We start from the raw sequence: 21991 nt of genomic DNA on the forward strand, positions 1-21991 counted from the left end.
CAACGCGCCAAGTCGGCGATCATGATCGCCGCGCCGACGCCGACCGCCAGCAGCCACCGCAGGGGGGCGACGTCGCGCGCGGGGTTCAGGCACCACCACACGCACGACCCGGGTTCGGTCCCGGGTCAGCGGATGTGGAGGCGTTCGGGGCGGACGAAGCTGATCGTGTAGCTCTTCCACGGGCTGTCGTAGCCGAAGGTCCGGTCGATCGCCTGGCGGGCGTGCAGGGCGTTCTCCACCAGCGAGCTCGCCAGCAGCTCCGTCGCCGGGGCGCTGCCCGCCGGCACGTCCGGGATCTTCGCCGTCGGCTTGCCGCCCAGCAGGTCGTCCACCGCGCGCAGCGCCGGAACCGCGACCGCCTGCTCGGCCTCCGGCCGGAACGCGAGTGTCGCGACGTCCTGCCGCAACGCGTCGAGCGCGATGGCCGCCGCACGCGTCGCGCGGTCGTCGTCGGTCTCTTCACCGGTCCCGTCGAGCATTGCCGGCATGCCCAGCAGGTCCTGGGTGCGCCGCAACGCCAGCACGTTCGCCGCCTGCAGCGCCACGGGCAGGTCGACGCCCTGCCCGGCCGCTCGCACGCTGCGCAGCAGCTCGGACACCGCCCACACCGTGGACCGCACCGCGCCGCGCACGTCCGGCAGGATGCTGCTGGGCAGGACCAGGTAGCTGACGTAGCCGACGCTCAGCGCGATGGCCGCACCGACCGCGGTGTTCGCCGCGAAGCTGATGCCCACGTTCACCAGCGGTCGGTCCAGCCGCATCGCCTGGTCGACGACGGTCACCACGATCAGGCAGCCGAGCAGCGCCTGGTAGTCCGCGCGCAGCCGCGTCATGTTCAGCAGCATGCCGCCGATCACCAGCGGCACCAGCAGGAACGCGCCCGGCAGCAGGGTGATCAGCACGGCCAGCCCGGTCACGCCGAGCACCGCGCCGCCGGTCCGCTCCAACGCGCCGGTCATGCTGTCCCGCGCCGCCGGCTGCAGCACCACGTACAGCGCGAGCAGCAGGCTGGACGCCGAGGGGTCGCGCAGCAGCAGGACGATCACCATGCCGAAGGCGACCGCGAGGGTGCAGCGCAGCGCGTGCCGGAACAGCGAAGAGCGGAACGAGAGGTGCGCGCGGACCGCGCCCATGACCCGCTCCCGGCGCGCGCCGGGAGCCGGCGGCGGCAGCGGGGTCTCGACGCGGCGCATTACCGCGGCGCGGATCCGGTCCAGCCCCTGGTTGAGGCCCTGGACGGCGTCCGGCAGGTCCTGCCGTCCGCCGCGGGCGACCACGGCCTGCGCCGGGTCGCGGCGAGCCGCGGCCGGGAGTCCGGTGCAGGCGCGGGAGCGCACCGCACGGGCGAGCTCGGCGGCGACCTGGTCGGCCTCCGCGATGATCTGCTCCAGGCGGGCGGCTTCCGCCCGGTCGCTCTGCTGGGCCAGCGCGAGCAGGGTTTCGCGCGCCGCGCGGAAGCGAGCCGCGCCGGCCAGCACCTGGCCGAGCCAGGTGGCCGAACCGTCGGCGCGCCACGCGGCGGCGGCCGATTCGACCACGCCCGGCCCGGGTTCGAGCAGCGTCCGGGCGACCGCCACGCGAGTCGCCCTGGTCGGGTCGCCGAGGCCGATGATCACCCGCAGCACCAGCGCGAACAGCGCGCCGGCGGCGGTCGAGGCCAGCAGCACCAGCACCGGCTGGTCGGAGCCGATCCCGGTGGTGGTGGACACCAGCGTCGCGGCGGCGAAGGTCTGCCCGCCGATGCGGTAGTGCTCGCCCAGCGCGGGCAGCATGCCGCTGCCGAAGACCACCAGCGCCACCGCGAGCCCGGCCAGCACCGGGATGTTCACCAGCAGCGGACCGACGGTCATCACGAGCACCAGCGCCGGGGTGAACCAGACGAACCGGCGCACGTCGGAGCGCAGCGACTGACCGCCGGTGGCGACCAGTGCCAGCACCGCGGTCAACCCGGCGATCAGCGCCGGGGTCTGCAGGTCGAAGATCCATCCGGTGGCGGTACCGGCCACCACGGCGACGAGCACCAGCACGGCGTACTGGCGCTGTCGGGGGTCCGGTGCTCCTGCCTCGGTGGCCAGCAGTCCCCGCACTCGTGTCCACACCGATTTAGCCACGCTGTTGCAAACCCCTGTCGTCGTCGTGCGCGCAGCGCGCAGCAGACCGCAACCGCTGATGTCCCGCAGTCTCGGGAAATACGCGCTTCTCAACCATTGTGTCGATGGGGCACGCCATTCGGGTTACATATTCGGGAGAAAAATCACTCTATTAGGGGGACGGTTGGGGGTTTCAGAAGGAGCGGGGACTGACGCGCCAGAACGTCGACACCGGGCCCACCCCGGCCCCGAGCGGGTACGCGTGCGAGACGCTGCGGGTGACGAACCGCTTGCCGCTGCGCACCGCGTCCGGCATCGAGGCGCCCTTCGCCAAAGCGGCCGTGATCGCCGAGGCGAACACGTCGCCCGCGCCGTGGGTGTGCACCGTCGCGTAGCGGGGGCCGGGCAGCGGGATCGCCTCATTACCGTCGAAGAGCACGTCGACGCACTCCGGGTCGTTGGCCAGGTGACCGCTCTTCACCAGCACCCACTGCGGGCCGAAGTCGAAGATGGCCTTGGCGGCGTCCAGCAGGTCCGCGCGGGTGTGGGCGTCGATCCCGGTCAGCAGCCGGACCTCGTCGAGGTTCGGCGTGACCAGCGTGGCGCGCGGAAAAGCCTTATACCGCAAGGCATCCAACGCGTCCGGGCGCAGCAGCGGCTCGCCGCTGCGGGAGGCCGCGACCGGGTCCACGACGAACGGCGTGCGGCCTTCGCGGCCGATGCCGTGCTTGTCGCAGGCGTCCAGCACGGCCTCGATGGTGGCGGCCGAGGCGAGCACCCCGGTCTTTGCCGCGTCCACACCGATGTCCGAAGCGACCGCGTCGACCTGTGCGGCGACGGTCTCCGGCGGGATCTCCACCAGGCCGGTGACGCCGACGGTGTTCTGCACGGTCACCGCGGTGACCGCGGTCGTGCCGTGCACGCCGCAGGCGAAGAAGGTGCGCAGGTCCGCGTGCATCCCGGCGCTGCCGCCGGAATCCGATCCGGCGATGGTCAACGCGGTTGGAGGTGCGGTGTCGTTCGCGGGCCGAGCTTCGTGCCCGGCCGAGATCTCGTGCATCCACCTCATGTTACGGCCCGGCTCCTACCGATCTTCCGGGGTGCGAGGCAATGTTTCCGCAGGCCAGCCACCGTGAGTGCTTGCAGACGCTATGGCGCCCAAAAGCACTCGCGGCCAATGACCTGTGGAAACAGCCTCCCAGTTTTTTTCTTCTTGATGCGCCCGAGGCGCTTAGCGGACCTACGACACTTACACCGCCGCGGGTTCTCAGACGTCGCCTGGCGAGGACAGCCCCGAAGCCGCGTATTTGGTCATACACGAATCGGGGATCCCGGAGTCCAGGCGGCGTCTGAGGTTCCGCTACCTGCATCGACACGCAGGGCGAGGCTGGAACACGGTCGCGGATCTAGTCGGCGAGCGGGAGATAGACCTTGCCGCCGGCGCCCGCGAACTCCTCGGACTTCTTCTGCATGCCAGCTTCGATCGCCTCGACGCTCGTCAGGCCGCGCTCCTCGGCGAACCTGCGGACGTCCTGGGTGATCTTCATCGAGCAGAACTTCGGCCCGCACATCGAGCAGAAGTGCGCCGTCTTGGCCGGTTCGGCGGGCAGCGTCTCGTCGTGGAACTCGCGCGCGGTGTCCGGGTCCAGCGACAGGTTGAACTGGTCCGTCCAGCGGAACTCGAACCGCGCCGTGGACAGCGCGTCGTCCCGCTCCTGCGCGCGCGGGTGGCCCTTGGCCAGGTCGGCGGCGTGTGCGGCGATCTTGTAGGTGATCACGCCGGTCTTCACATCGTCGCGGTTGGGCAGCCCCAGGTGCTCCTTCGGGGTGACGTAGCAGAGCATCGCGGTGCCCGCCTGGGCGATCATCGCCGCGCCGATGCCGGAGGTGATGTGGTCGTAGGCGGGGGCGATGTCGGTGGTCAGCGGCCCGAGCGTGTAGAACGGCGCCTCGCCGCACAGCTCCTCTTCCAGCCGCACGTTCTCGACGATCTTGTGCATCGGGACGTGCCCCGGACCCTCGATCATCACCTGCACGTCGTGTTCCCGGGCGATGTGGGTGAGTTCGCCGAGGGTTTCCAGTTCGCTGAACTGCGCGCGGTCGTTGGCGTCCGCGATGGAGCCGGGCCGCAGGCCGTCACCGAGGGAGAACGTGACGTCGTAGTCGCGCAGGATCTCGCAGAGCTCGCTGAAGTGCGTGTACAGGAAGCTCTCCCGGTGGTGCGCGAGGCACCACGCGGCCATGATCGAGCCGCCCCGGGACACGATGCCGGTGACCCGGTTCGCGGTCAGCGGCACGTAGCGCAGCAGCACTCCGGCGTGCACGGTCATGTAGTCCACGCCCTGCTCGCACTGCTCGATGACGGTGTCGCGGTAGATCTCCCAGGTCAGCTCGGCCGGATCGCCGTTGACCTTCTCCAGCGCCTGGTAGATCGGCACGGTGCCGATCGGCACCGGCGAGTTGCGCAGGATCCGCTCGCGGGTCTCGTGGATCCGCTTGCCGGTGGACAGGTCCATGACGGTGTCGGCGCCCCACCTGGTGGCCCACACCATCTTCTCCACCTCCTCCTCGACGGAGGAGGTCACCGCGGAGTTGCCGATGTTGGCGTTGACCTTCACCAGGAACTTCTTGCCGATGATCATCGGCTCGCTCTCCGGGTGGCAGCGATTGGCGGGGATCACCGCCCGGCCGCTGGCCACCTCGTCCCGGACCAGTTCCGCCGGGACGCCTTCGCGGGTCGCGATGTACTCCATCTCCCGAGTGATGACGCCGGCCCTGGCCCAGCCGAGCTGGGTCCGGTGCTCCCGGCCGTCTGTCCACTCCGCCCGCATCCGCTGAAGTCCACTGTGGACGTCAATGTTGGCGTTCTCGTCGGTATACGGCCCGGAGGTGTCGTACACGTCGAGGTGCTCGCCGTTGGTCAGCTCGATGCAGCGGAATGGCACTTGCAGGCCGGATTCGGTGTTCCGGAACACCTTCCGCGAGCCGCTGATCGGCCCGGTGGTGATCTGGGTTCCGTTCTCGGACGCGTTCGGACGCACGTCGGCCACTGCCATCCACTCCCTACGCCGGCATTACCCGGTCAGGTTCGTGCGGTCGGCGGCCCCGGAGTTCTCCAGCCGCCCTCTCAGCCCGCTTTTGGTGCGAGCTCCCGCGGTTTTGGTTTGTCGCGGCCCGAGGCTAGCCGGACCCGTCGAACCTGCCAACCCCCGTTCACTCCGATGACGGCAGCGCGGGTCGCCGTTAGGCTCGTTGACCAGGGCGATCGCAACGTTGAGTGGGAGTTGACACCCGCGCAGGGGGTGGTCGTTCCGGCGACCGGCGAGACCTATGTGCCCGATCTTGCCGTCGTCCCGCGTGAGGCGTTGGGCGCAGGGGCTCCGGGTGATCCAGTAAGTTGCGGATCAGGTGCTGCTCGCCGTCGAGATCACGTCGCGGAGCAACGCACGCACTGATCGAGAAACGAAACTCAAAAATACGCGCTTGGCGGCGTGCCGCTCTATTTGTTGATCGACCGCTTTCTGGGCTGAGGGGCCATAGATTTCGTTGTACTCCGACCCGCAATCCGGGAGCTATCAAGAGCTCTGACGCGCGCCTTTCGGCAAGGTTGTCGAACTTCCTGCCATTCAATCTGATGCTCAGTACCAAGGAATTCGGATCAGTCGTCATCGGCGAAGGGGTCGCCGTGTTCGGCCGGATCCCAGGTCAGGCCGGGAATGCCCCAGCCGTTGCGCCGCAACATCTTCTTCGCCGCGCGGGCGTGGCGGCCGACTAGGCGTTCCAGGTAGAGGTGGCCGTCCAGGTGGTCGGTCTCGTGCTGCAGGCAGCGGGCGAAGAAACCGGTCCCCTCGATCTCGATCGGCTTTCCGTCCACATCGGACCCGGTGACCTTCGCCGAGCTCGCCCGGCCGGTCGGGTAGGACTCGCCGGGGACCGACAGGCAGCCCTCCCAGTCGTCGTCCGGGTCGGGCATGCTCTGCGGGATCTCGGAGGTCGTCAGCTCGGGGTTGACCACCACGCCGCGGTGCTGGACGCCCTCGTCGTCGGGGCAGTCGTAGACGAACAACCGCAGGTCGATGCCGATCTGGTTGGCCGCCAGCCCGACCCCGTTGGCGGCGGCCATCGTCTCGAACATGTCGTCGACGAGGGCGCGCAGCTCGTCGTCGAACCGCTCCACCGGACGGGTGGGGTTGTGCAGCACTGGGTCGCCGACGACGCAGATCGGGTGAACAGCCATGAGCGGGACTTTAGCGCTTCCGGCGCCTGTTGCGCCGGGGTGCTCTCGCGCGTTGCTCGCAGTGTGATCCGCTCCCGTCGCGAATCCGGGCATGGTGTAATTGAGGGGGAATCACAGTCGTGTGATTCCTGCGAACGCGGGAAGTCCCGAATCGCGAGGCGAGGAGCCAGATGGACGCCGCCCAAATGCTGACCGCGCGGGAGATCGCCCGTCAGTGCGAACAGCTGGCGCGCCTGCAACAACGGCAGGCAACATCTGATCCGGCACCCGGTCGGCGATTGCGACTCGCCGAGCCGATCACCCAGCCGATCGAGCGGATCGTGGAACCGCCGCCCCAGCCGGTGCCGCCCCAACCACCAGCGCCGGACGACGAACTCAACGATCGGGCGCGGGGCATCCTGGCCTTCGAGTCGCAGTGGTGGAAGCGCGAGAGTGTGAAGAAGGAGCGCGCGATCCGCGAGCTGTTCGACATGTCCGCGTCGCGGTACTACCAATTGCTGAACGCGTTGCTGGACAGTCCGGCCGCCGCGCAGGAAGACCCTATGCTGATCAAGAGGCTGCGCAAGGCAAGGGCGGGTAGGCAGCGCGCACGAGCCGCCCAACGACTGGGAATCGAGTTGCACTGATGACTTCAGGGGAACCGTCCACCGGACCCGCCAAGGCCAAGATCATCGGCTTCGGTCTGATCGGGGTCGGTGCGATCGCGGGCGTCGTCGGCATCGTCACGCTGGTTTCCGGCGGCGGCGCGTCGAATTCCGCCCAGCCGCTGCCCCCGGAACCGGGCAACAACCCGCCGGTCATGTCGCTGAGCCAGAACCCGCCCGCCGAGTCCGCAGTGGTGCCGCCCGCCACGTCGCGGGTCGCGCCGCCACCGGCCACACAGGACAGCCCGCCGCCCGCGCCGCCGCAGGGCACGCAGAACCAGGACGCTCCCGTTGGTTCCGGCCACCCGACGACCAAGATCCTGGTGCGGGTCTACAACAACAGCACGATCAGCGGATTGGCGCACCGAGCCGCGGAGGACTTCCGGAGCTCCGGTTACGAGGTGCCGGAGGTCGGCAACTACTCGGCTGGCCTGATCCCCACCACGACGATCTACTTCCGGCCCGGGACCGTCGAGGAGCAGCAGGCAAAGGAGATGGCGGTCCGCTTCGGAGCGCGCGCGGAGCCCCGCTTCGAAGGCATCCAGGACGCCACGCCGGGCTTGATCGCCATCATCACCAACGACTACAAGGGCCACACCAACACCAAGTGACGGTCCCGTTCGAGGTGAAGGGCGGCTGCTACCAACTACGTCGGTAGCAGCCGCCCTTCACCTCTGCTGGGCGTAAGCCTCCAGGGACGCGAGCTGGGCCGGGTCGAGCGAGGGGCGGACCGCCTTGCGGGCCGCGGCGAGATGGTCTGCGGAAACCTCCGCTGCGGAAAGGGATTCGCGCATCGCAGTCAGGGCCGCTTCGCGGATCAGTGCCGCGCAGTCGGCGGCGGAGTAGCCGCCGAGTTCTTCGGCGAGGGCGGCCAGGTCCACATCGGACGACAGCGGCGTGTTCTTCGCCGCGGATCCCAAGATCGCCTCGCGGGCTGCCGCGTCCGGCGGCGGGACGTAGACGAGGCGCTCCAGCCGGCCCGGGCGCAGCAGGGCCGGGTCGACCAGCTCCGGGCGGTTCGTGGCGCCGAGGACGACCACGTCGCGCATCGGCTCCACGCCGTCGAGTTCGGTCAGCAGCGCGGCGACCACCCGGTCCGCCACCCCGGAGTCCGAGGACTGGCCGCGGCGGGGAGCCAGCGCGTCCACCTCGTCGAGGAACACCAGCGTCGGCGCGGCGTTCGCGGCTCGCAGGAACAGCTCGCGGACCGCTCGCTCGGACTCGCCGACCCACTTGTCCATCAGCTCGGCGCCCTTGACCGCGAGCACGTTCAGCCGCCCGCTGCCTGCCAGGGCCCGCACCAGGAACGTTTTGCCGCAGCCCGGCGGCCCGTACAGCAGCACGCCGCGCGGCGGCTCGACGCCGAGCCGGGTGAACGAGTCCGGGTACTGCAACGGCCAGAGCACCGTCTCGGTGAGGGACTGCTTCACCTCGGCCATGTCGCCGACGTCGTCCAGCGTCAGCCCGCCGGTCTGCAGGTTGTCCGATGTGGACATCGAGATCGGCCGGACCGACGACAGCGCGTCCAGCAGGTCCTGTTGCCGGATGCGGGGATCCGCGGCGTCGTCCTGGTGCCGCAGCGCGGCGCCGACGGCGGCTTCCCGGCACAGCGCGACCAAGTCGGCGACGACGAATCCCGGGGCGCGCTCGGCGACCTCGGCGAGCCGCACGTCGTCGGCCAGCGGCGCGTTGCGGAGCAGCACCCGCAGCAGGTCCGCGCGGGTGGCGTCGTCGGGGAGGCCGAGGGTGAGCTCCCGGTCCACTAGGCCGGGTTCGCGCAGCCTGGGGTCGATCGCCTGCGGCTGCGAGCTGGTGACGACCACGGCGAGCCGGTCGGTGCCGATCGCGCCGCGGATCGCGTCGAGCGCCACGGTGGCCAGCGGCGGCGGCCCGGTGCCCGGCAGGAGGCTCTCGACGTCCGTCAGCAGCAGCACGCAGTCGCCCTCCGAGGTGGTGGCGCGGTTGATCGCGTCCTGCAGGCGTTGGGCGGCGGCGCGCGGTTCGAGCGCGGCGACGCTGGGCGCGGCTAATTCGACGAGGTCCGCGCCGATCGAGCTCGTCACGGCGCGGGCGAGGGTGGCCTTGCCGACCCCGGCCGGGCCGCTGAGCAGCACGCCGAGGTGCGGTTCGGCACCGAGGCGGCGCAGCAGCTCGGGCCGTTCGAAGGCCAGTCGTAGCCATTCGGTGAGGCGCTTCGCTGTGTCGCGGGAGCCGACGAGGTCGGCGACCAGGACCACCGGCTCGGTCGGCTCGACCGGTGCCGGTTCGGGCCGCGGTACGGCTTGCGGGGCCGGGGTGGTCCCCGGCGTCGCGCCGTCCCGCCATTCGACCACTGTGGACGGTTGCACGGCCACCGCGCCGGGCGGTTCGGTGGCGGCGATGGTGATCAGCTCGTTGGTCCAGGTCATGCCGATGGCGGTGGAGAGCTTCCGGCGCACCTCGCCGGCGTTCGCGGTGGTCGCCGGCGCGACGTCCTGCGGCAGCAGCGACACCGCGTCGCCGGTGCCGAAGACCTTGCCGGTCAACGCCAGCCGCACCGTCTCGGGGGAGACGGTGGCGCGGGCCAGCCGCGAGCCCGCGATGCTCACCCGTTTCGCCGCCGCGACCTGCACGGGCGAGACGCCGACCTCGGAGCCTTCGGTGAGGCCGAGGTTCATCAACGCCACGTCGTCGAGCAGCAGGATCCCGGTTGGACTGCCGACCTCGGCTGCAGCGGCCAGCGCGACGGTGACCCGAGCACCGGTCAGCTGGACGGCGTTCCACGGCCGCAACCCCAGGGCGTCGAGCACCTCGGGGTGCAGACGCACGACCCCGCGCCGGGTGTCCTTCGCGGACGGGGAGAGGCGGGCGGTCAACGTTATCGACGGCACGCCGCGAGCTTAACCGCGCCACCACCCCGGCACCGGTGCCTTCCGCCTTCGACGAGCAGTTCCGGGCTGGCGGTGGGGTCCGCAGTTTCAATTGAAACTGCGGACCACCGGTGTGTCGGGAACCCGACACACCGATGCCTGTGGACAACCCCGGATGTCTGTGGACAACTTCCGCAATTTGAATGGAAATCGGAGGTCCGATTTCCATTCAAATTGCGGGAACCCCGGTACAACGGGGTTCGGTGCCCGTTAGCGCGGGGCGCCGTCGTTGCGGCTGCGCCGCAACTCAAGGCTGCGCCAGCTCCGCCGCGGGCCGTCCGGGTGGCTGTGCCGGCGCGCCAGCCGCACCCGCCTTGCGGCTCCCGCTACGCGTCGCCGCAGCGGCGGCCGCAGGCCGAGCCTCCGCTGGGTGCGCCGCCGGATCGCGCGGCGCTCCCTCGGCGGTGCGCCCCACGCCTCTGGGTGCTTGGCCAGCCAGTTGTGCCGGTAGACCGCGTAGGGCACGTGCAGCAGGTAGAGCACCATAGCGATGGCCAGCGAGATCAGCGGGAACATGATGATCGCCGCCGCCAGCAGCGCCACCAGCACCAGCAGCGGCGCGGCGGCCCGTGGCGGCACCTTGACGGTCTTCAGCGACAGCGTCGGAACGCGGCTGACCATCAGCGCCGCGATCAGCACCATCCAGACCATCACCACGTTCTGGTTCGCCCACCAACCCGGGTAGTCGAAGTGTGCGGTCAGGACGAGTGGCAGCAGCACGAGCAGCCCGGCGGCCGGGGCGGGCACCCCGACGAAGAACTCCTTGGCGTAAGGGGGCTGGTCGGTGTCGTCGAGCAGGGTGTTGAACCGCGCCAGGCGAAGCACCATGCACACCGCGAAGATCAGCGCGACGATCCAGCCGGCCCGGTTGTCCTGCAGCTGCCACGCGTACAGCGTCAACGCCGGGGCGACTCCGAACGACATCGCGTCGGACAGCGAGTCGAGTTCGGCACCCATCTTGGAGGTGGCGTCGAGCAGCCGGGCGATCCGCCCGTCCAGGCCGTCGAGCACGGCCGCGACCGCGACGGCCGCGATCGCGCCCTTGAGCTGGCCGTTGAGCGCGAACTGGACCGCAGACAGCCCGGCGCACATCGCTAGCACGGTGATCGCGTTGGGCAGCAACCGGACCCCGGGCGCGGTGTGCATGCTCATGAGGCGCGCTTCCCCCGCGATAGCTCGGCGAGGGCGGTCTCCCCGCCGATGGTGCGCTGGCCGGGCTCAACCAGGATCCGGCTGCCGGTGGGCACGTAGAGGTCCACCCGGGAGCCGAAGCGGATCAGGCCGTAGGTGTTGCCGGCCTGTAGCACGTCTCCTTCGGAGACGGAGCAGACGATGCGCCGGGCGACGAGGCCGGCGATCTGCACCACCGCGACCTGGGTGCCGTCGTCGGCGCGGATGACCATCGAGTTGCGCTCGTTGTCCTCGCTCGCCTTGTCCAGGTCGGCGGAGAGGAACTTGCCGGGCCGGTAGGCGATGGTCTCGATCTTGCCGCTCAGCGGGATCCGCTGGACGTGCACGTCGAAGATCGTGAGGAAGGCGCTGATGCGGGTCATCGGCTCGTCGCCGAGGCCGAGCTCGGCCGGGGGCACCGCGGGCTCGATGTGCGAGATCGTGCCGTCGGCGGGGGCGACGGCGAGCCCCTCGCGGCTGGGCGTGGTGCGGGCGGGCTCGCGGAAGAACCACGCGCACCACGCGGTGACGATGCCGCCGAGCACGCCCGCCGGGCGCCACCGGCGGCGCAGCAGGAGGGTCGCGATGGCGGCGCCGAGCACGAACGGGCGGCCTGCCGGGTGCATCGGCGGGATGGTGTCGCGGGCCAGCGCGGCGAGGTGCGCCAGCGGGTTCTTCTTCGGTTCTTTCGCGGTGCTCATCGAGGTGTTACGCCCCTGCGTCGGCGGTCATGGTGCGGCGGTTCGGCCGGGTGTCCCCGAGCGAACGGGGTGCCGACCGGTGCCGTCGTCGGTACAGCATCGCGGACGCCTCGGGTCAACCGACGCCAGGGGGCGCAGTTGATCAAGAACTGCCTTGCTGACCAGCGTTTACCCGATCCGGGGATGCTACCGCCAAGACGACGCCCATGTCACCCACTCGGGTGAGGAGGGCGTTGGGGACCGCGGACGTCGCGCAAACGGCGGGGAGACCGTCCGACGTCTCCCCGTAGACGTCGAACGGCCTCCCCGGTGCGGGTCCGTGCACCCCCCGACGGCGCACGGTCCTCGGCGTGTCCGCCCCACCGGCAAGCATGGAGTGGGTTCATGCGGACGTCTTGGAGATGTATTTGATCGACGGTTCGTAACGCAGTTTCTAGTGTAATTGAGTTCACAAAAAGTCCGTAGCCGCTTTTGGAGGACCTGAGCCGACCGTTACATGACGCAGAGTTATCGAGGTTCGGACAATTTCACTCATCCGCGTAGGCCGGTTCGTCGAGGTTCATCCGCGCCCCCATCAACTCGCCGAGGCCCCGGTACGGGTCGCCGTGCTCCACGCCGTCGGCGGTGCTGCGCAGCTTAAGCTCGGACATGCCGTCCTCGCCGTCGCGCACGCCGGCGTCGTCCAGTTCGGACACCGCGTACTCGTCGAGGTACAGCTCCAGCGACAGGGTCCAGCCGGCGCGGTCCTGGTCCAGTCGGGCGCTGGCCACGTCCCGGCTGTCCACCCACTGCGCGCCGGGCTGCTCCCGGAGTTCGCCGATCGGCGTCGCGGCCAGCTCGGCGAGCTGCTCCTGCTCGGCCTTGCGGAACCGGGCGAGGGTGCCCGCCAGCAGGCGCTTCGTGGTGCTGGCCGAACTGGGCAGCAGCACCAGGCCCCGGTCGGTCACCAGCAGGTCGTAGTTGCGGTCGGCGCACTGCACCGGGCTGACGATCCCGGCCAGCGCCGGCTCGGGCTCCGCGGCGGGTCGGCGCGCGTGGGTCAGCGGAACCTTGAGGTCGACCAGCGCCCGGTGCAGCCCCGGGATCAGCCGGGGGTCGGCGACCGCCGGGCGGACCAGCCGATCGGGGTCCAGCGGCTGCCCGTTGGCCAGCCGCACCGTCGACGGGCCGCCCCAGTCCAGTTCGTGGTGCGCCCGCCGGGCGCAGATCAGCGCGTCCACGACGGCGCAGCCGAGCAGTTCGGTCAGCGTGTCGACCGCCGCCTCGTCGATGCGTTCCGGGCAAAGGCCCGGGTTGAGCACCGGGTTGATCAGGTCGTGGCCCTGGCCGCGGTGTATGGCGGGCAGGATGCCGACGATCGTCGGCTCCACCGGCAGGCCGCTCTGCGCCGCGGCGGAGCTCAGCAGCGCGGCCCGCTCGGCGACGTGCGCGGCGCCGGCCAGCCGGGCCAGTTCCGGCCACGCGAGCCGCCGCTTGAGGCCTTCGACCATCAGGCGGTCTTCGAGCTCGGGCACGCTCTTGCGCGGGTTGCGCAGCATGGCGAACGCGGGCCGGTCGTCGAGCTCCTTGTTGCCCACCTTGATCCGCTTCATCGCCTCGATGCGCTTGCGCGCGGGCGGGCGCGTACGGCTGCCGTCGGCCCCCTCAGCGATGGCCTGCTTGACGCGCTCGGCGAGCTGCGGCTTGCGCGCCGGGTGCTCCATGAAAGACCGGAAGCCCAGCAGAACGTCCGGCGCGTGGCCGACCGACTTGGCCATGCTGAGGTAGTCGTCGGCGTACTCCTGCCAGCCGATCTCGATGGCGATCGCCTTGCGCAGCGCGGTGACGGCCGTGCGGGTGCCGCCTTCCCGGACCGCGATGGCGTCGGCGGCCAGCTCCAGGTCGTGGCCGGTGGTGGTGGCGGCGATCGCGGTGAACAGCCGGGCGTAGCGGGTGAACAGCCACTTGGCTGGGCCGCCGGTGAGGCCCGCGACGGTGCGCTCGACGCTAGCCGACGCGCGGTAGGCCGTCACGGTCAGCCGGTTTCGGCCGGTCAACCGGCCGAGCTCGTGCGCCACCACGGCCCGCAGCTCGCTGGCGTTGAGCGCGGCCAGCAGCGGCAGCCCGAGCTCCAGGTACCGGGTGCGGGTGCGCAGGCCGAGCAGCGCGGTGTCCTCGCGGATGGTCGCGTTCGGCTCGGAGGTGATGCGGATTTCGTCGGGCACCGGGGCGTCGGCGGCGGCGGCGATCGACTCCGCCATTCGCCACAGCTGCGGCTGCTCGGTCCGGTCCAGCTGGACGCCGCGCGGCCGCACCCGGTTGCGCAGCACGGCGCGCAGGCCGATCGCGAAGATCGCGCCGACCGCGACCGCAGCGAGCGCGGCCTTCGCCCCGCCGCCCTGGTCGTATCGGAAGGTGAGCGCCGCGATCGCGAGCAGTCCGAGGACCAGCGCGATCGGCGCGAGGAAGAATCCAATGTGCAACGCCAGCGCCAGGGCGGCGCGCCAGGGGCCACGCACGGTGCAGCACTCCGGAGGGGTGGGTCGGGATGGTGGTGCAGTCTCGGGGAAAGCACGGCGATCCGTCAACAAGGTGATCTTCGGGCTCGCCGCGTTCCCGCTCAATCCAGCAGCGTCACGTCCACTGTGGACTCCGCGGCGAGTTCGGTCACGTCCTCGGGGACCTCCAGCAGGCAGTTCGCCTTGGCCAGGCCCGCCAGCAGGTGCGAGCCGGGCGCGCCCTGCAGTGTGACGGTGCCGGTGGCCGGGTCGAACCGGCCCCTGCGGTACTGCCGCTTGCCGGCCGGCGCGGACAGCGGTTCGACGAGCGTCGCCTGCCGCGCCGGACGGCGGGTGACGTGGTGCCCCGCCGCGGCGCGCAGCGCGGGCCGCACGAAGACCTCGAACGAAACCATCGCGCTGACCGGGTTGCCCGGCAGCGTCACCACGGCCACGCCGCCGCGGTAGCGGCCGCAGCCCTGCGGCATCCCGGGCTGCATCGCGACCTTGGTGAACTCGACGCCGGTCCCGGTGAGCGCGTCCTTGACGACCTCGTAGGCCCCGGCGCTGACACCGCCGGAGGTGATCAGCAGATCAGTGGTGGCCAGGTGCGGGGCGAGCGCGGCGTGGAAGGCGTCGACGTCGTCCGGGACGAACCGCAGCAGCGTCGCCTCGCCGCCCGCTTCGCGCACCGCGGCGGCCAGCATCAAGCCGTTGGATTCGTAGATCTGCCCCGGCTGCAGCTCGGTCCCGGGGGCGACCAGCTCCGAACCGGTGGACAGCAACAGCACCCGGACCGGCCGGTGCACGGGCAGCTCCGAAACCCCAAGGGCCGCCGCGACACCCAGCTGCGCGGGCGCCAGCGTCGTGCCAGCCGTGAGCACCGTGGCGCCGACCGAGACGTCCTCGCCCGCGCGCCGCACGTGCGCCCCCGGCTGCACCGAGGCAAACGCCCGCACCTGCTCGATTCCGCCATCGGTGCGTTCCACCGGGATCACCGCGTCCGCGCCCGGCGGCATCTGGGCGCCGGTCATGATCCGGTGCGCGGTGCCGGGCTGCAGCGGCGGCGCGTCGACCCGGCCCGCCGGGATGTCCTCGTGGACCGGCAGCCGCACCGGCTGCTCCGGGGTCGCACCGGCCAGGTCGACGGAGCGGATGGCGTAGCCGTCCATCGCGGAGTTGTCGAACGGCGGCAGCGAGATCGGTGCGGCCAGGTCCGCGGCGAGGGCCAGGCCCAGGCAGTCCGCCAGCGGTTTCGCCGCCACCGGGGTCGGGGCGAGCAAGGCGGCGATCTTCGACTGGTGGTCGGCGACCGCGGTCAGGGCGGGGGTTCCGGTTCCGTGCGACACGCCCAGATCATCGGTCATCGACACCCCTGCTGTCCCTACCGGCGTGCGAATCGTCGCAATGATCGTGCGTGGCAGACTCTCGGGGAGAGCGTGGGTCGTTCTGCGTAGGTGGTCTCGCAGCGGAACTTCAGACGCCTTCTCGACTCCGGGATTCCCGACTCATGTCCGGTGCGCCACGTCGGGGCTCCCTTGCGAGAAGACGTCTGGGAACCCGCAGCTCACCTCGCTCGCGTGGTGGAAAGCGGCTGGCATCGCTTGCCCGACGGTGGGTGGCCAGCCCGAGCTGGCGCGCTTCCGGCCCGTGCGATGCCAGAGACAGGAGGTTGCCGTGCAGGTTCGCACCCGTCACACGCCGTCGTTCGGGGTGGCCCGGCTGCTGCTCGCCCCGGGCGAACCGGCGCAGGTCGAATCCGGCGCGATGCTCGCCACCAGCTACGGCGTGACCGTCGAGGCTCGCGCACAGGGCGGCTTCCTTAAGTCGCTGGCCCGCGCGGCGCTCGGCGGCGAGTCGTTCTTCGTGTCGACCTACACGGCCCCGCAGCAGGGCGGCTGGGTGGACGTGGCGCCGAACCTGCCCGGCGACCTGAACGTGCTGGAGCTCGACGGCCGGGTCGGCTGGTGCGTGACCAAGGGCTGCTGGCTCGCCTCCGCGAGCACCGTGCAGCTGGAAACGCAATGGGGCGGCTTCCAGAACCTCTTCGGCGGCGAAGGCGGCTTCATGACGCACGTCGTCGGCCAGGGCCCGGTGGTGGTGTCCTGCTACGGCGCGCTGGACGTGGTGACGCTGCAGCCCGGCGAGTACGTCACGATCGACACCGGCCACGTGGTGGCCTACGCCGATACGGTGCAGAGCCGATTGCGGCAGATGAACCAGGGCGTGGTGCAGTCGCTCAAGAGCGGTGAAGGTCTGGTGTTCGATTTCGCGGGGCCCGGCCAGGTGTTGACCCAAACTCGCAATCCCCGAGGACTCGTCACCTGGTTGCAGTCGAATGGACTAGGCGCTCGTTCCTGAATTTCGCCAAGAGCGCAAATGGACTCGTTCATTCGGAGGAATTCGCGAGGTCGTTTTCACTCCGATAACTGAACGTGGCCGCCGATGACACCCGTTCGGCCCATCGTTTAACGGAAAAGTCGCATTGCCGAACCCGCGACGAGGCCCAATTTCTGGGGTAGCGTGGCCGTTGCTCCAGCGACGCTTGCCGCGTCGTGCATCACTTTTCATGAGGAGGACGCCGTGGCGGTCGGCACGGTCAAATGGTTCAACTCGGAGAAGGGCTACGGATTCATCGCAACGGACGGTGGATCTGATGTGTTCGTCCATTACTCCGCGATCAACATGGCTGGTTTCCGAACCCTTTCCGAAGGCGATCGGGTGGAATTCGAAGTGAGAGCGGGACGTGACGGCCGCACCCAAGCAGACGGAGTCCGCAAGGTCTGAGGAAATGGGGCCCGGCCGCGCGGCGTGCGAGCCGAGCCCGCACCGCGATCGGCTCCCGCCACTTCACAAAAGAACGTCATGCGCACGGCCCGGTTCCTCTGGGTGGGGGCCGGGCCGTGGCGCGTTCGGCGGTCCGGAATCGAACTAGTCACGGTGTGGGCGAACCCGAGACGGTGTTGCCGAACCGAAAGACGGGCGTGATCTCGAAACGTTAGGCTGCTGCGCGTGTCGAAAGACCTCACCGGGCAGCGCCTCGGCCACTACAAGATCGACGGAGTGCTCGGCCGCGGCGGGATGAGCGTGATGTACCGCGCCACCGATACCCGTCTGGGCCGCAAGGTCGCGCTCAAGGTCATGGGCGAGCACATTACCGGTGACGCGGAGTTCCGCGAGCGGTTCGTCGACGAGGCGCGCAACACTTCCGCCATCGACCACGCGAACATCGTGCCGCTGTACGACTTCGGCGAGGTCGACGGCATGCTCTACATCGCGATGCGGCTGGTCGACGGGTCCGACCTGGCCACCCTGATCAAGGACGGGCCGATCTCGCCCAAGCGCGCCTTGGAGCTGCTCTCCCAGGTCGCCGAGGCGCTGGACATGCTGCACGAGCGCGGCCTGGTGCACCTCGACCTGAAGCCGGCCAACGTGCTGGTGACCTCGCGCGAATCCGTCCACGAGCACGTCTACCTGGCCGATTTCGGGCTCACCCGGCGTGGCGCGACCGGGCACCGCACCGCCAGCGGCGACTTCCTGGGCTCGCCGACCTACGCGGCCCCCGAGCACCTGCGCGGCGAGCCGGTGGATGGCCGCACCGACCAGTACGCGCTGAGCTGCATGCTGTTCGCCTGCCTGACGGGGCGGCCGCCGTTCCAGGGGCAGGTGCAGGAGGTCATCCAGGGGCACCTGGGCGCCGAGCCGCCGCCCGCGACCGCGCTGGTGGTGCTGCCCGGCGGCATCGACGAGGTGCTGCGCGGCGGCATGTCGAAGAGCCCCGACAAGCGCTTCGGCAACTGCAAGGAGCTCGTCGCGGCGGCCCGCGCCGCGCTCGGTCCGGCGGCGGGGGACACGCCGCCACCGTCCCGCCAGGCGGCTCCGGTGGCTCCGATGGCCCCGGTGGCTCCGATGTCCGGCCCGCAGCCGGTCCAGTACGGCCCGCCCGCGCCTCCCGGCCCGCCGCACGGCTACCGGCAGTACCAGCAGCCGCCGCGCCCGCTGCCGCCGCCGGGCAACGACCCGGTTCGGCTGCGCCCGCCGATCCCGGCCGGTTCGACGGCGTTCGCGACCAAGTCGGGCGGTTCGGCGAAGTGGATCGTGCCGGTGCTCGCCGGTGTCGCGCTGGTGGTCATCGTGGTCATCTTCGTTGTGATGGCCAACTCCATCGGCGGTTCCAGCGGCAGCGGCACGGAATCGACGACGTCGGAAACCTCCCCGTACAACAACAACCACCTGCCGACTTCGGTCCCGACTCGCTGACGGTCGCGCTCCGCCGCATCGGTTACGGCGCTTGCACTCGACTGGCGAGAGTGCTAAACACGGTATTGGCACTCAGCAAGGTTGAGTGCCAGGTCGGGACGGTGAGGCCGTCTCCGGCGGTGCCACCAGACGGCGCCGCCGCACGGTCGTCCGTCGCGGGCACCGAGCCTGGCCGAGCACGAGTCCTGCCGTGGGGTGCGCAAACCCACCACCGCGGCGTCCAGACAGGTGGAGGACCACACCGCAATGGCCAAGATGATCGCGTTCGACGAGGACGCCCGCCGCGGTCTTGAGCGCGGCATGAACATCCTCGCTGACGCCGTCAAGGTGACGCTCGGGCCGAAGGGCCGCAACGTCGTGCTCGAGAAAAAGTGGGGCGCGCCGACCATCACCAACGACGGCGTCTCCATCGCCAAGGAGATCGAGCTCGAGGACCCGTGGGAGAAGATCGGGGCCGAGCTGGTCAAGGAGGTCGCGAAGAAGACCGACGACGTCGCGGGTGACGGCACTACCACCGCCACCGTGCTGGCCCAGGCGCTGGTGCGCGAGGGTCTGCGCAACGTCGCGGCCGGCGCCAACCCGATCGCCCTGAAGCGGGGCATCGAGAAGGCCACCGAGGCGATCGCCGAGCAGCTGCTCAAGAACGCCAAGGAGATCGAGACCAAGGACCAGATCGCCGCCACCGCCGCGATCTCGGCCGGCGACCGTCAGATCGGCGAGCTGATCGCCGAGGCGATGGACAAGGTCGGCAAGGAAGGCGTCATCACCGTCGAGGAGAGCAACACCTTCGGCCTGGAGCTGGAGCTCACCGAGGGCATGCGCTTCGACAAGGGCTACATCTCGCCCTACTTCGTGACCGACTCGGAGCGGATGGAGGCGGTCCTGGAGGACCCGTACATCCTGCTGCTGAGCTCCAAGGTCGCCAACGTCAAGGACCTGCTCCCGCTGCTGGAGAAGGTCATGCAGGCCAACAAGCCGCTGCTGATCATCTCCGAGGACGTCGAGGGCGAGGCCCTGGCCACCCTGGTCGTCAACAAGATCCGCGGCACCTTCAAGTCGGTCGCCGTCAAGGCTCCCGGCTTCGGTGACCGCCGCAAGGCGATGCTGCAGGACATGGCGATCCTGACCGGTGGCCAGGTCATCAGCGAAGAGGTCGGCCTCAAGCTGGAGAACGCGGACCTGAACCTGCTGGGCCGCGCCCGCAAGATCGTCGTCACCAAGGACGAGACCACCATCGTCGAGGGTGCTGGCGACGACGAGCAGATCGCCGGTCGGGTCAACGAGATCCGCGCCGAGATCGAGCGCTCGGACTCCGACTACGACCGCGAGAAGCTGCAGGAGCGGCTGGCCAAGCTGGCCGGCGGCGTGGCCGTCATCAAGGCCGGTGCGGCGACCGAGGTCGAGCTCAAGGAGCGCAAGCACCGCATCGAGGACGCGGTCCGCAACGCCAAGGCCGCGGTCGAGGAGGGCATCGTCGCCGGTGGCGGCGTCGCGCTGCTGCAGGCCGCGCAGGCTGCTTTCGAGGGCCTCAACCTGACCGGTGACGAGGCGACCGGCGCCAACAGCGTGAAGATCGCCGTCGAGGCTCCGCTGAAGCAGATCGCCGTCAACGCCGGCCTCGAGGGCGGCGTCGTCGCGGAGAAGGTCAAGGGCCTCACCTCCGGCCACGGCCTCAACGCCGCGACCGGCGAGTACGAGGACCTGGTCCAGGCCGGCGTCCTCGACCCGGCCAAGGTCACCCGCTCGGCGCTGCAGAACGCCGCTTCCATCGCCGCGCTGTTCCTGACCACCGAAGCCGTGGTCGCGGACAAGCCGGAGAAGGAGAAGGCCGGCGCTCCGGACCCGACCGGTGGCATGGGCGGCATGGACTTCTGATCCACGCTGCTGCCGCATTTTCGAAGGGCCGTCCCCGCTGGGGGCGGCCCTTCGGTCGTCGCCATCCGGTCTCCGTCCCACGCAATTTCCATTGAAATTGGACCTTCGATTTCAATGGAAATTGCGATCCCCAGTACCGGACTCATGGCCCCGGACCAGTGGAAACAGGTGGGCGTCGCAGTCCTTCCGCCGTCCGGCTACGGTGCCGGTGTGGGTGCTTTGCTGGAAGTGATCGTGCTCGACGCCGCCGAGGCCGAGGCCGCTCAGCAGGGCGGCGCCGACCGGCTGGAGCTGGTGCGGGAGCTGGCCGCCGACGGCCTCACGCCGGATCCGGCCACCGTGCGCAGCGTGCTCGCGGCGACGGATCTGCCGGTTCGGGTCATGGCGCGCGATCAGCCCGGCTTCGCCGCCGACGTCGACGCCTTGCGGCGGCGGGTCGGAGACCTGCGCGCGGCCGGGGCGCAGGAGTTCGTGCTCGGGTTCCTCGACGACTACGACCAGGTCGACGTCGGCGCGACCCGCGACGTCGTCGCAGAACTCGACGGCTGCCCGTGGACCTTCCACCGCGCGGTCGACCACTCCGCCCAGTACCGGCTGGCCTGGGACCACGCGGTGTCGCTCGGCCCGGACACCGTGCTCACCGCCGGCGCCCCCGGCGGGGTCGACGAGGGCCTTGCCGACCTGCGCGAACTCGCCGCACGGCAGGACATCGACGGCGTGACGCTGCTCGTCGGCGGCGGTCTGCGCCAGGAGCACGTCGCCGACCTGCGGGCCGCCGGGGCGCGCGCCTTCCACATCGGCACCGGTGCCCGCGCCGACGGGTCGGTGCGGGCGGATCGGGTGCGGAGCTGGCGGGAGCTTACCGCCTGAGCGTCGCGGCCATCGCGATCAGCCAGATGAAACCGGGGAACCGGGTCAGCGGGATCAGGTATGCGAAGGCCGGGACGATCAGCGTCAGCGTGGACAGCATGCCGACGGCGGCGACGGCCAGGCCAAGCCAGCCGACCCAGCGCGGCCCGCGCCGCATGATGAGCACCGGCACCGAGAGCCCGGCCGCCAGCAGGCCGAAGGATGCCGCGTAGGCCGGTCCGCCGAGGCCGAAGGACACCTGGTGGGCCAGGTGCATCGCGTCGGGACTGCTCAGCACGACCGGCCGGGAGACGGCCCACTGGAACAGCCCGCTGAGAATCGTGAATCCGGCGCTGAGCACGCCGCCCACCAACGCGATGTAGGTGCCGGGCACGGACGCGCCGGTGGCGCGCAGGCGGTGCACCGCAGTCGCGGTGAACACCAGCAGCGGGAAGGCCGAGGCGAGCTGGAAGAACCCGGCGACCGCCGCCGCCCCGCCGTGCGCCGTCAGGTAGCGCTCGACGACCTCTGGCGCTTCGAAGGGGCTCGGGTAGGTCGCGCCGCCCGCCATCGCGGTCGAGATGACCAGTCCGGCCAGGAACAGCGCGACGAAGACGATGCCGACGATCAGCAGTGGCGGGCCGACCTGCCGGGATGGGGACTGTTGGGTGTTCATGGCGATCTCCGCCCTCAGGTATTGTTCGATAACTAAATCATTTCTAGCACGAATGATTTCGGGGTGTCTAGTTTCGGGTGCGTAGGCGGGCGTAATCGGCGTG

At 70.3% G+C, this 21991-nt stretch carries 17 protein-coding genes; 7 read left to right on the plus strand and 10 right to left on the minus strand.

The window, feature by feature from the left end; all coding sequences use genetic code 11:
• Nucleotides 1-125: 125 nt before the first annotated feature.
• The 4 genes from SSPN_RS0121285 to SSPN_RS0121300 form a co-directional block, all read right to left on the minus strand.
• Entirely contained in the window at nucleotides 126-2111 is a 1986-nt protein-coding gene (locus SSPN_RS0121285; RefSeq protein WP_029535578.1) for an FUSC family protein, read from the minus strand.
• A gap of 172 nt (nucleotides 2112-2283) precedes the next feature.
• The gene (gene thiD, locus SSPN_RS0121290) at nucleotides 2284-3150 is read right to left on the minus strand and encodes a bifunctional hydroxymethylpyrimidine kinase/phosphomethylpyrimidine kinase (RefSeq protein ID WP_010308438.1); all 867 of its coding nucleotides are present in this window, start codon (nucleotides 3148-3150) and stop codon (nucleotides 2284-2286) included.
• Nucleotides 3151-3496: 346 nt separating this feature from the next.
• The gene (gene thiC, locus SSPN_RS0121295) at nucleotides 3497-5146 is read right to left on the minus strand and encodes a phosphomethylpyrimidine synthase ThiC (protein WP_044574719.1); all 1650 of its coding nucleotides are present in this window, start codon (nucleotides 5144-5146) and stop codon (nucleotides 3497-3499) included.
• 602 nt (nucleotides 5147-5748) lie between these two features.
• Nucleotides 5749-6327 (minus strand): peptide deformylase, encoded by a 579-nt coding sequence (locus SSPN_RS0121300; RefSeq protein WP_010308446.1) that lies wholly within the window; start codon nucleotides 6325-6327, stop codon nucleotides 5749-5751.
• A gap of 170 nt (nucleotides 6328-6497) precedes the next feature.
• Here SSPN_RS0121300 and SSPN_RS62805 point away from each other — a divergent pair, with 170 nt between their 5' ends.
• Together SSPN_RS62805 and SSPN_RS0121310 are read left to right on the plus strand one after the other, a co-directional pair.
• Nucleotides 6498-6953 (plus strand): DUF3263 domain-containing protein, encoded by a 456-nt coding sequence (locus SSPN_RS62805; protein ID WP_010308451.1) that lies wholly within the window; start codon nucleotides 6498-6500, stop codon nucleotides 6951-6953.
• Nucleotides 6953-7582, plus strand: a complete 630-nt coding sequence (locus SSPN_RS0121310) for a LytR C-terminal domain-containing protein (RefSeq protein WP_010308455.1) — start codon at nucleotides 6953-6955, stop codon at nucleotides 7580-7582. The genes SSPN_RS62805 and SSPN_RS0121310 overlap by 1 nt, the downstream gene beginning before the upstream one ends.
• A gap of 57 nt (nucleotides 7583-7639) precedes the next feature.
• Here SSPN_RS0121310 and SSPN_RS0121315 read toward each other — a convergent pair whose 3' ends face one another.
• From SSPN_RS0121315 to moeA, 5 genes are all read right to left on the minus strand, one after another.
• Complete coding sequence (locus SSPN_RS0121315; protein ID WP_029535580.1) at nucleotides 7640-9841, minus strand: AAA family ATPase; 2202 nt, start codon at nucleotides 9839-9841, stop codon at nucleotides 7640-7642.
• A gap of 249 nt (nucleotides 9842-10090) precedes the next feature.
• Nucleotides 10091-11032 (minus strand): CDP-diacylglycerol--serine O-phosphatidyltransferase, encoded by a 942-nt coding sequence (gene pssA, locus SSPN_RS0121320; protein ID WP_010308461.1) that lies wholly within the window; start codon nucleotides 11030-11032, stop codon nucleotides 10091-10093.
• Nucleotides 11029-11751, minus strand: coding sequence for a phosphatidylserine decarboxylase (locus SSPN_RS0121325; protein ID WP_010308464.1), 723 nt, complete (start codon nucleotides 11749-11751; stop codon nucleotides 11029-11031). The genes pssA and SSPN_RS0121325 overlap by 4 nt, the downstream gene beginning before the upstream one ends.
• A gap of 527 nt (nucleotides 11752-12278) precedes the next feature.
• The gene (locus SSPN_RS0121330; protein ID WP_010308467.1) at nucleotides 12279-14249 is read right to left on the minus strand and encodes a M48 family metallopeptidase; all 1971 of its coding nucleotides are present in this window, start codon (nucleotides 14247-14249) and stop codon (nucleotides 12279-12281) included.
• Between the two features lie 101 nt (nucleotides 14250-14350).
• A complete protein-coding gene (gene moeA / locus SSPN_RS0121335) occupies nucleotides 14351-15595 on the minus strand; it encodes a molybdopterin molybdotransferase MoeA (RefSeq protein ID WP_010308469.1) in 1245 nt (414 codons plus the stop codon).
• A 310-nt stretch (nucleotides 15596-15905) separates the two neighbouring features.
• On the opposite strand from moeA, the gene SSPN_RS0121340 reads away from it, so the two are divergent.
• From SSPN_RS0121340 to SSPN_RS0121360, 5 genes are all read left to right on the plus strand, one after another.
• Nucleotides 15906-16589, plus strand: coding sequence for a TIGR00266 family protein (locus tag SSPN_RS0121340; protein ID WP_010308472.1), 684 nt, complete (start codon nucleotides 15906-15908; stop codon nucleotides 16587-16589).
• Nucleotides 16590-16811: 222 nt separating this feature from the next.
• A complete protein-coding gene (locus SSPN_RS0121345; protein ID WP_010308477.1) occupies nucleotides 16812-17015 on the plus strand; it encodes a cold-shock protein in 204 nt (67 codons plus the stop codon).
• A gap of 225 nt (nucleotides 17016-17240) precedes the next feature.
• A complete protein-coding gene (locus tag SSPN_RS0121350; protein WP_010308479.1) occupies nucleotides 17241-18488 on the plus strand; it encodes a serine/threonine-protein kinase in 1248 nt (415 codons plus the stop codon).
• A 246-nt stretch (nucleotides 18489-18734) separates the two neighbouring features.
• Nucleotides 18735-20363: a chaperonin GroEL gene (groL, locus tag SSPN_RS0121355; protein WP_010308482.1), complete on the plus strand. Its 1629-nt coding sequence runs from the start codon at nucleotides 18735-18737 to the stop codon at nucleotides 20361-20363.
• Between the two features lie 114 nt (nucleotides 20364-20477).
• Entirely contained in the window at nucleotides 20478-21233 is a 756-nt protein-coding gene (locus SSPN_RS0121360) for a copper homeostasis protein CutC (protein WP_237710678.1), read from the plus strand.
• Here the strand turns inward: SSPN_RS0121360 and SSPN_RS0121365 are convergent.
• A complete protein-coding gene (locus SSPN_RS0121365; RefSeq protein ID WP_010308487.1) occupies nucleotides 21223-21888 on the minus strand; it encodes a hypothetical protein in 666 nt (221 codons plus the stop codon). The genes SSPN_RS0121360 and SSPN_RS0121365 overlap by 11 nt on opposite strands.
• Nucleotides 21889-21991: the final 103 nt, after the last annotated feature.

The sequence above is a fragment of the Saccharopolyspora spinosa NRRL 18395 genome (assembly GCF_000194155.1).
GTDB classification, from domain to species: Bacteria; Actinomycetota; Actinomycetes; order Mycobacteriales; family Pseudonocardiaceae; genus Saccharopolyspora; species Saccharopolyspora spinosa.

Bases quoted from the DNA above. Each gene is read 5' to 3' on its own strand.
- thiD (WP_010308438.1), bottom strand. From the start codon at position 3,150: ATGCACGAGATCTCGGCCGGGCACGAAGCTCGGCCCGCGAACGACACC.
- thiC (WP_044574719.1), bottom strand. From the start codon at position 5,146: ATGGCAGTGGCCGACGTGCGTCCGAACGCGTCCGAGAACGGAACCCAG.
- SSPN_RS0121300 (WP_010308446.1), bottom strand. From the start codon at position 6,327: ATGGCTGTTCACCCGATCTGCGTCGTCGGCGACCCAGTGCTGCACAAC.
- SSPN_RS62805 (WP_010308451.1), top strand. From the start codon at position 6,498: ATGGACGCCGCCCAAATGCTGACCGCGCGGGAGATCGCCCGTCAGTGC.
- SSPN_RS0121310 (WP_010308455.1), top strand. From the start codon at position 6,953: ATGACTTCAGGGGAACCGTCCACCGGACCCGCCAAGGCCAAGATCATC.
- pssA (WP_010308461.1), bottom strand. From the start codon at position 11,032: ATGAGCATGCACACCGCGCCCGGGGTCCGGTTGCTGCCCAACGCGATC.
- SSPN_RS0121325 (WP_010308464.1), bottom strand. From the start codon at position 11,751: ATGAGCACCGCGAAAGAACCGAAGAAGAACCCGCTGGCGCACCTCGCC.
- moeA (WP_010308469.1), bottom strand. From the start codon at position 15,595: ATGACCGATGATCTGGGCGTGTCGCACGGAACCGGAACCCCCGCCCTG.
- groL (WP_010308482.1), top strand. From the start codon at position 18,735: ATGGCCAAGATGATCGCGTTCGACGAGGACGCCCGCCGCGGTCTTGAG.
- SSPN_RS0121360 (WP_237710678.1), top strand. From the start codon at position 20,478: ATGGAAATTGCGATCCCCAGTACCGGACTCATGGCCCCGGACCAGTGG.
- SSPN_RS0121365 (WP_010308487.1), bottom strand. From the start codon at position 21,888: ATGAACACCCAACAGTCCCCATCCCGGCAGGTCGGCCCGCCACTGCTG.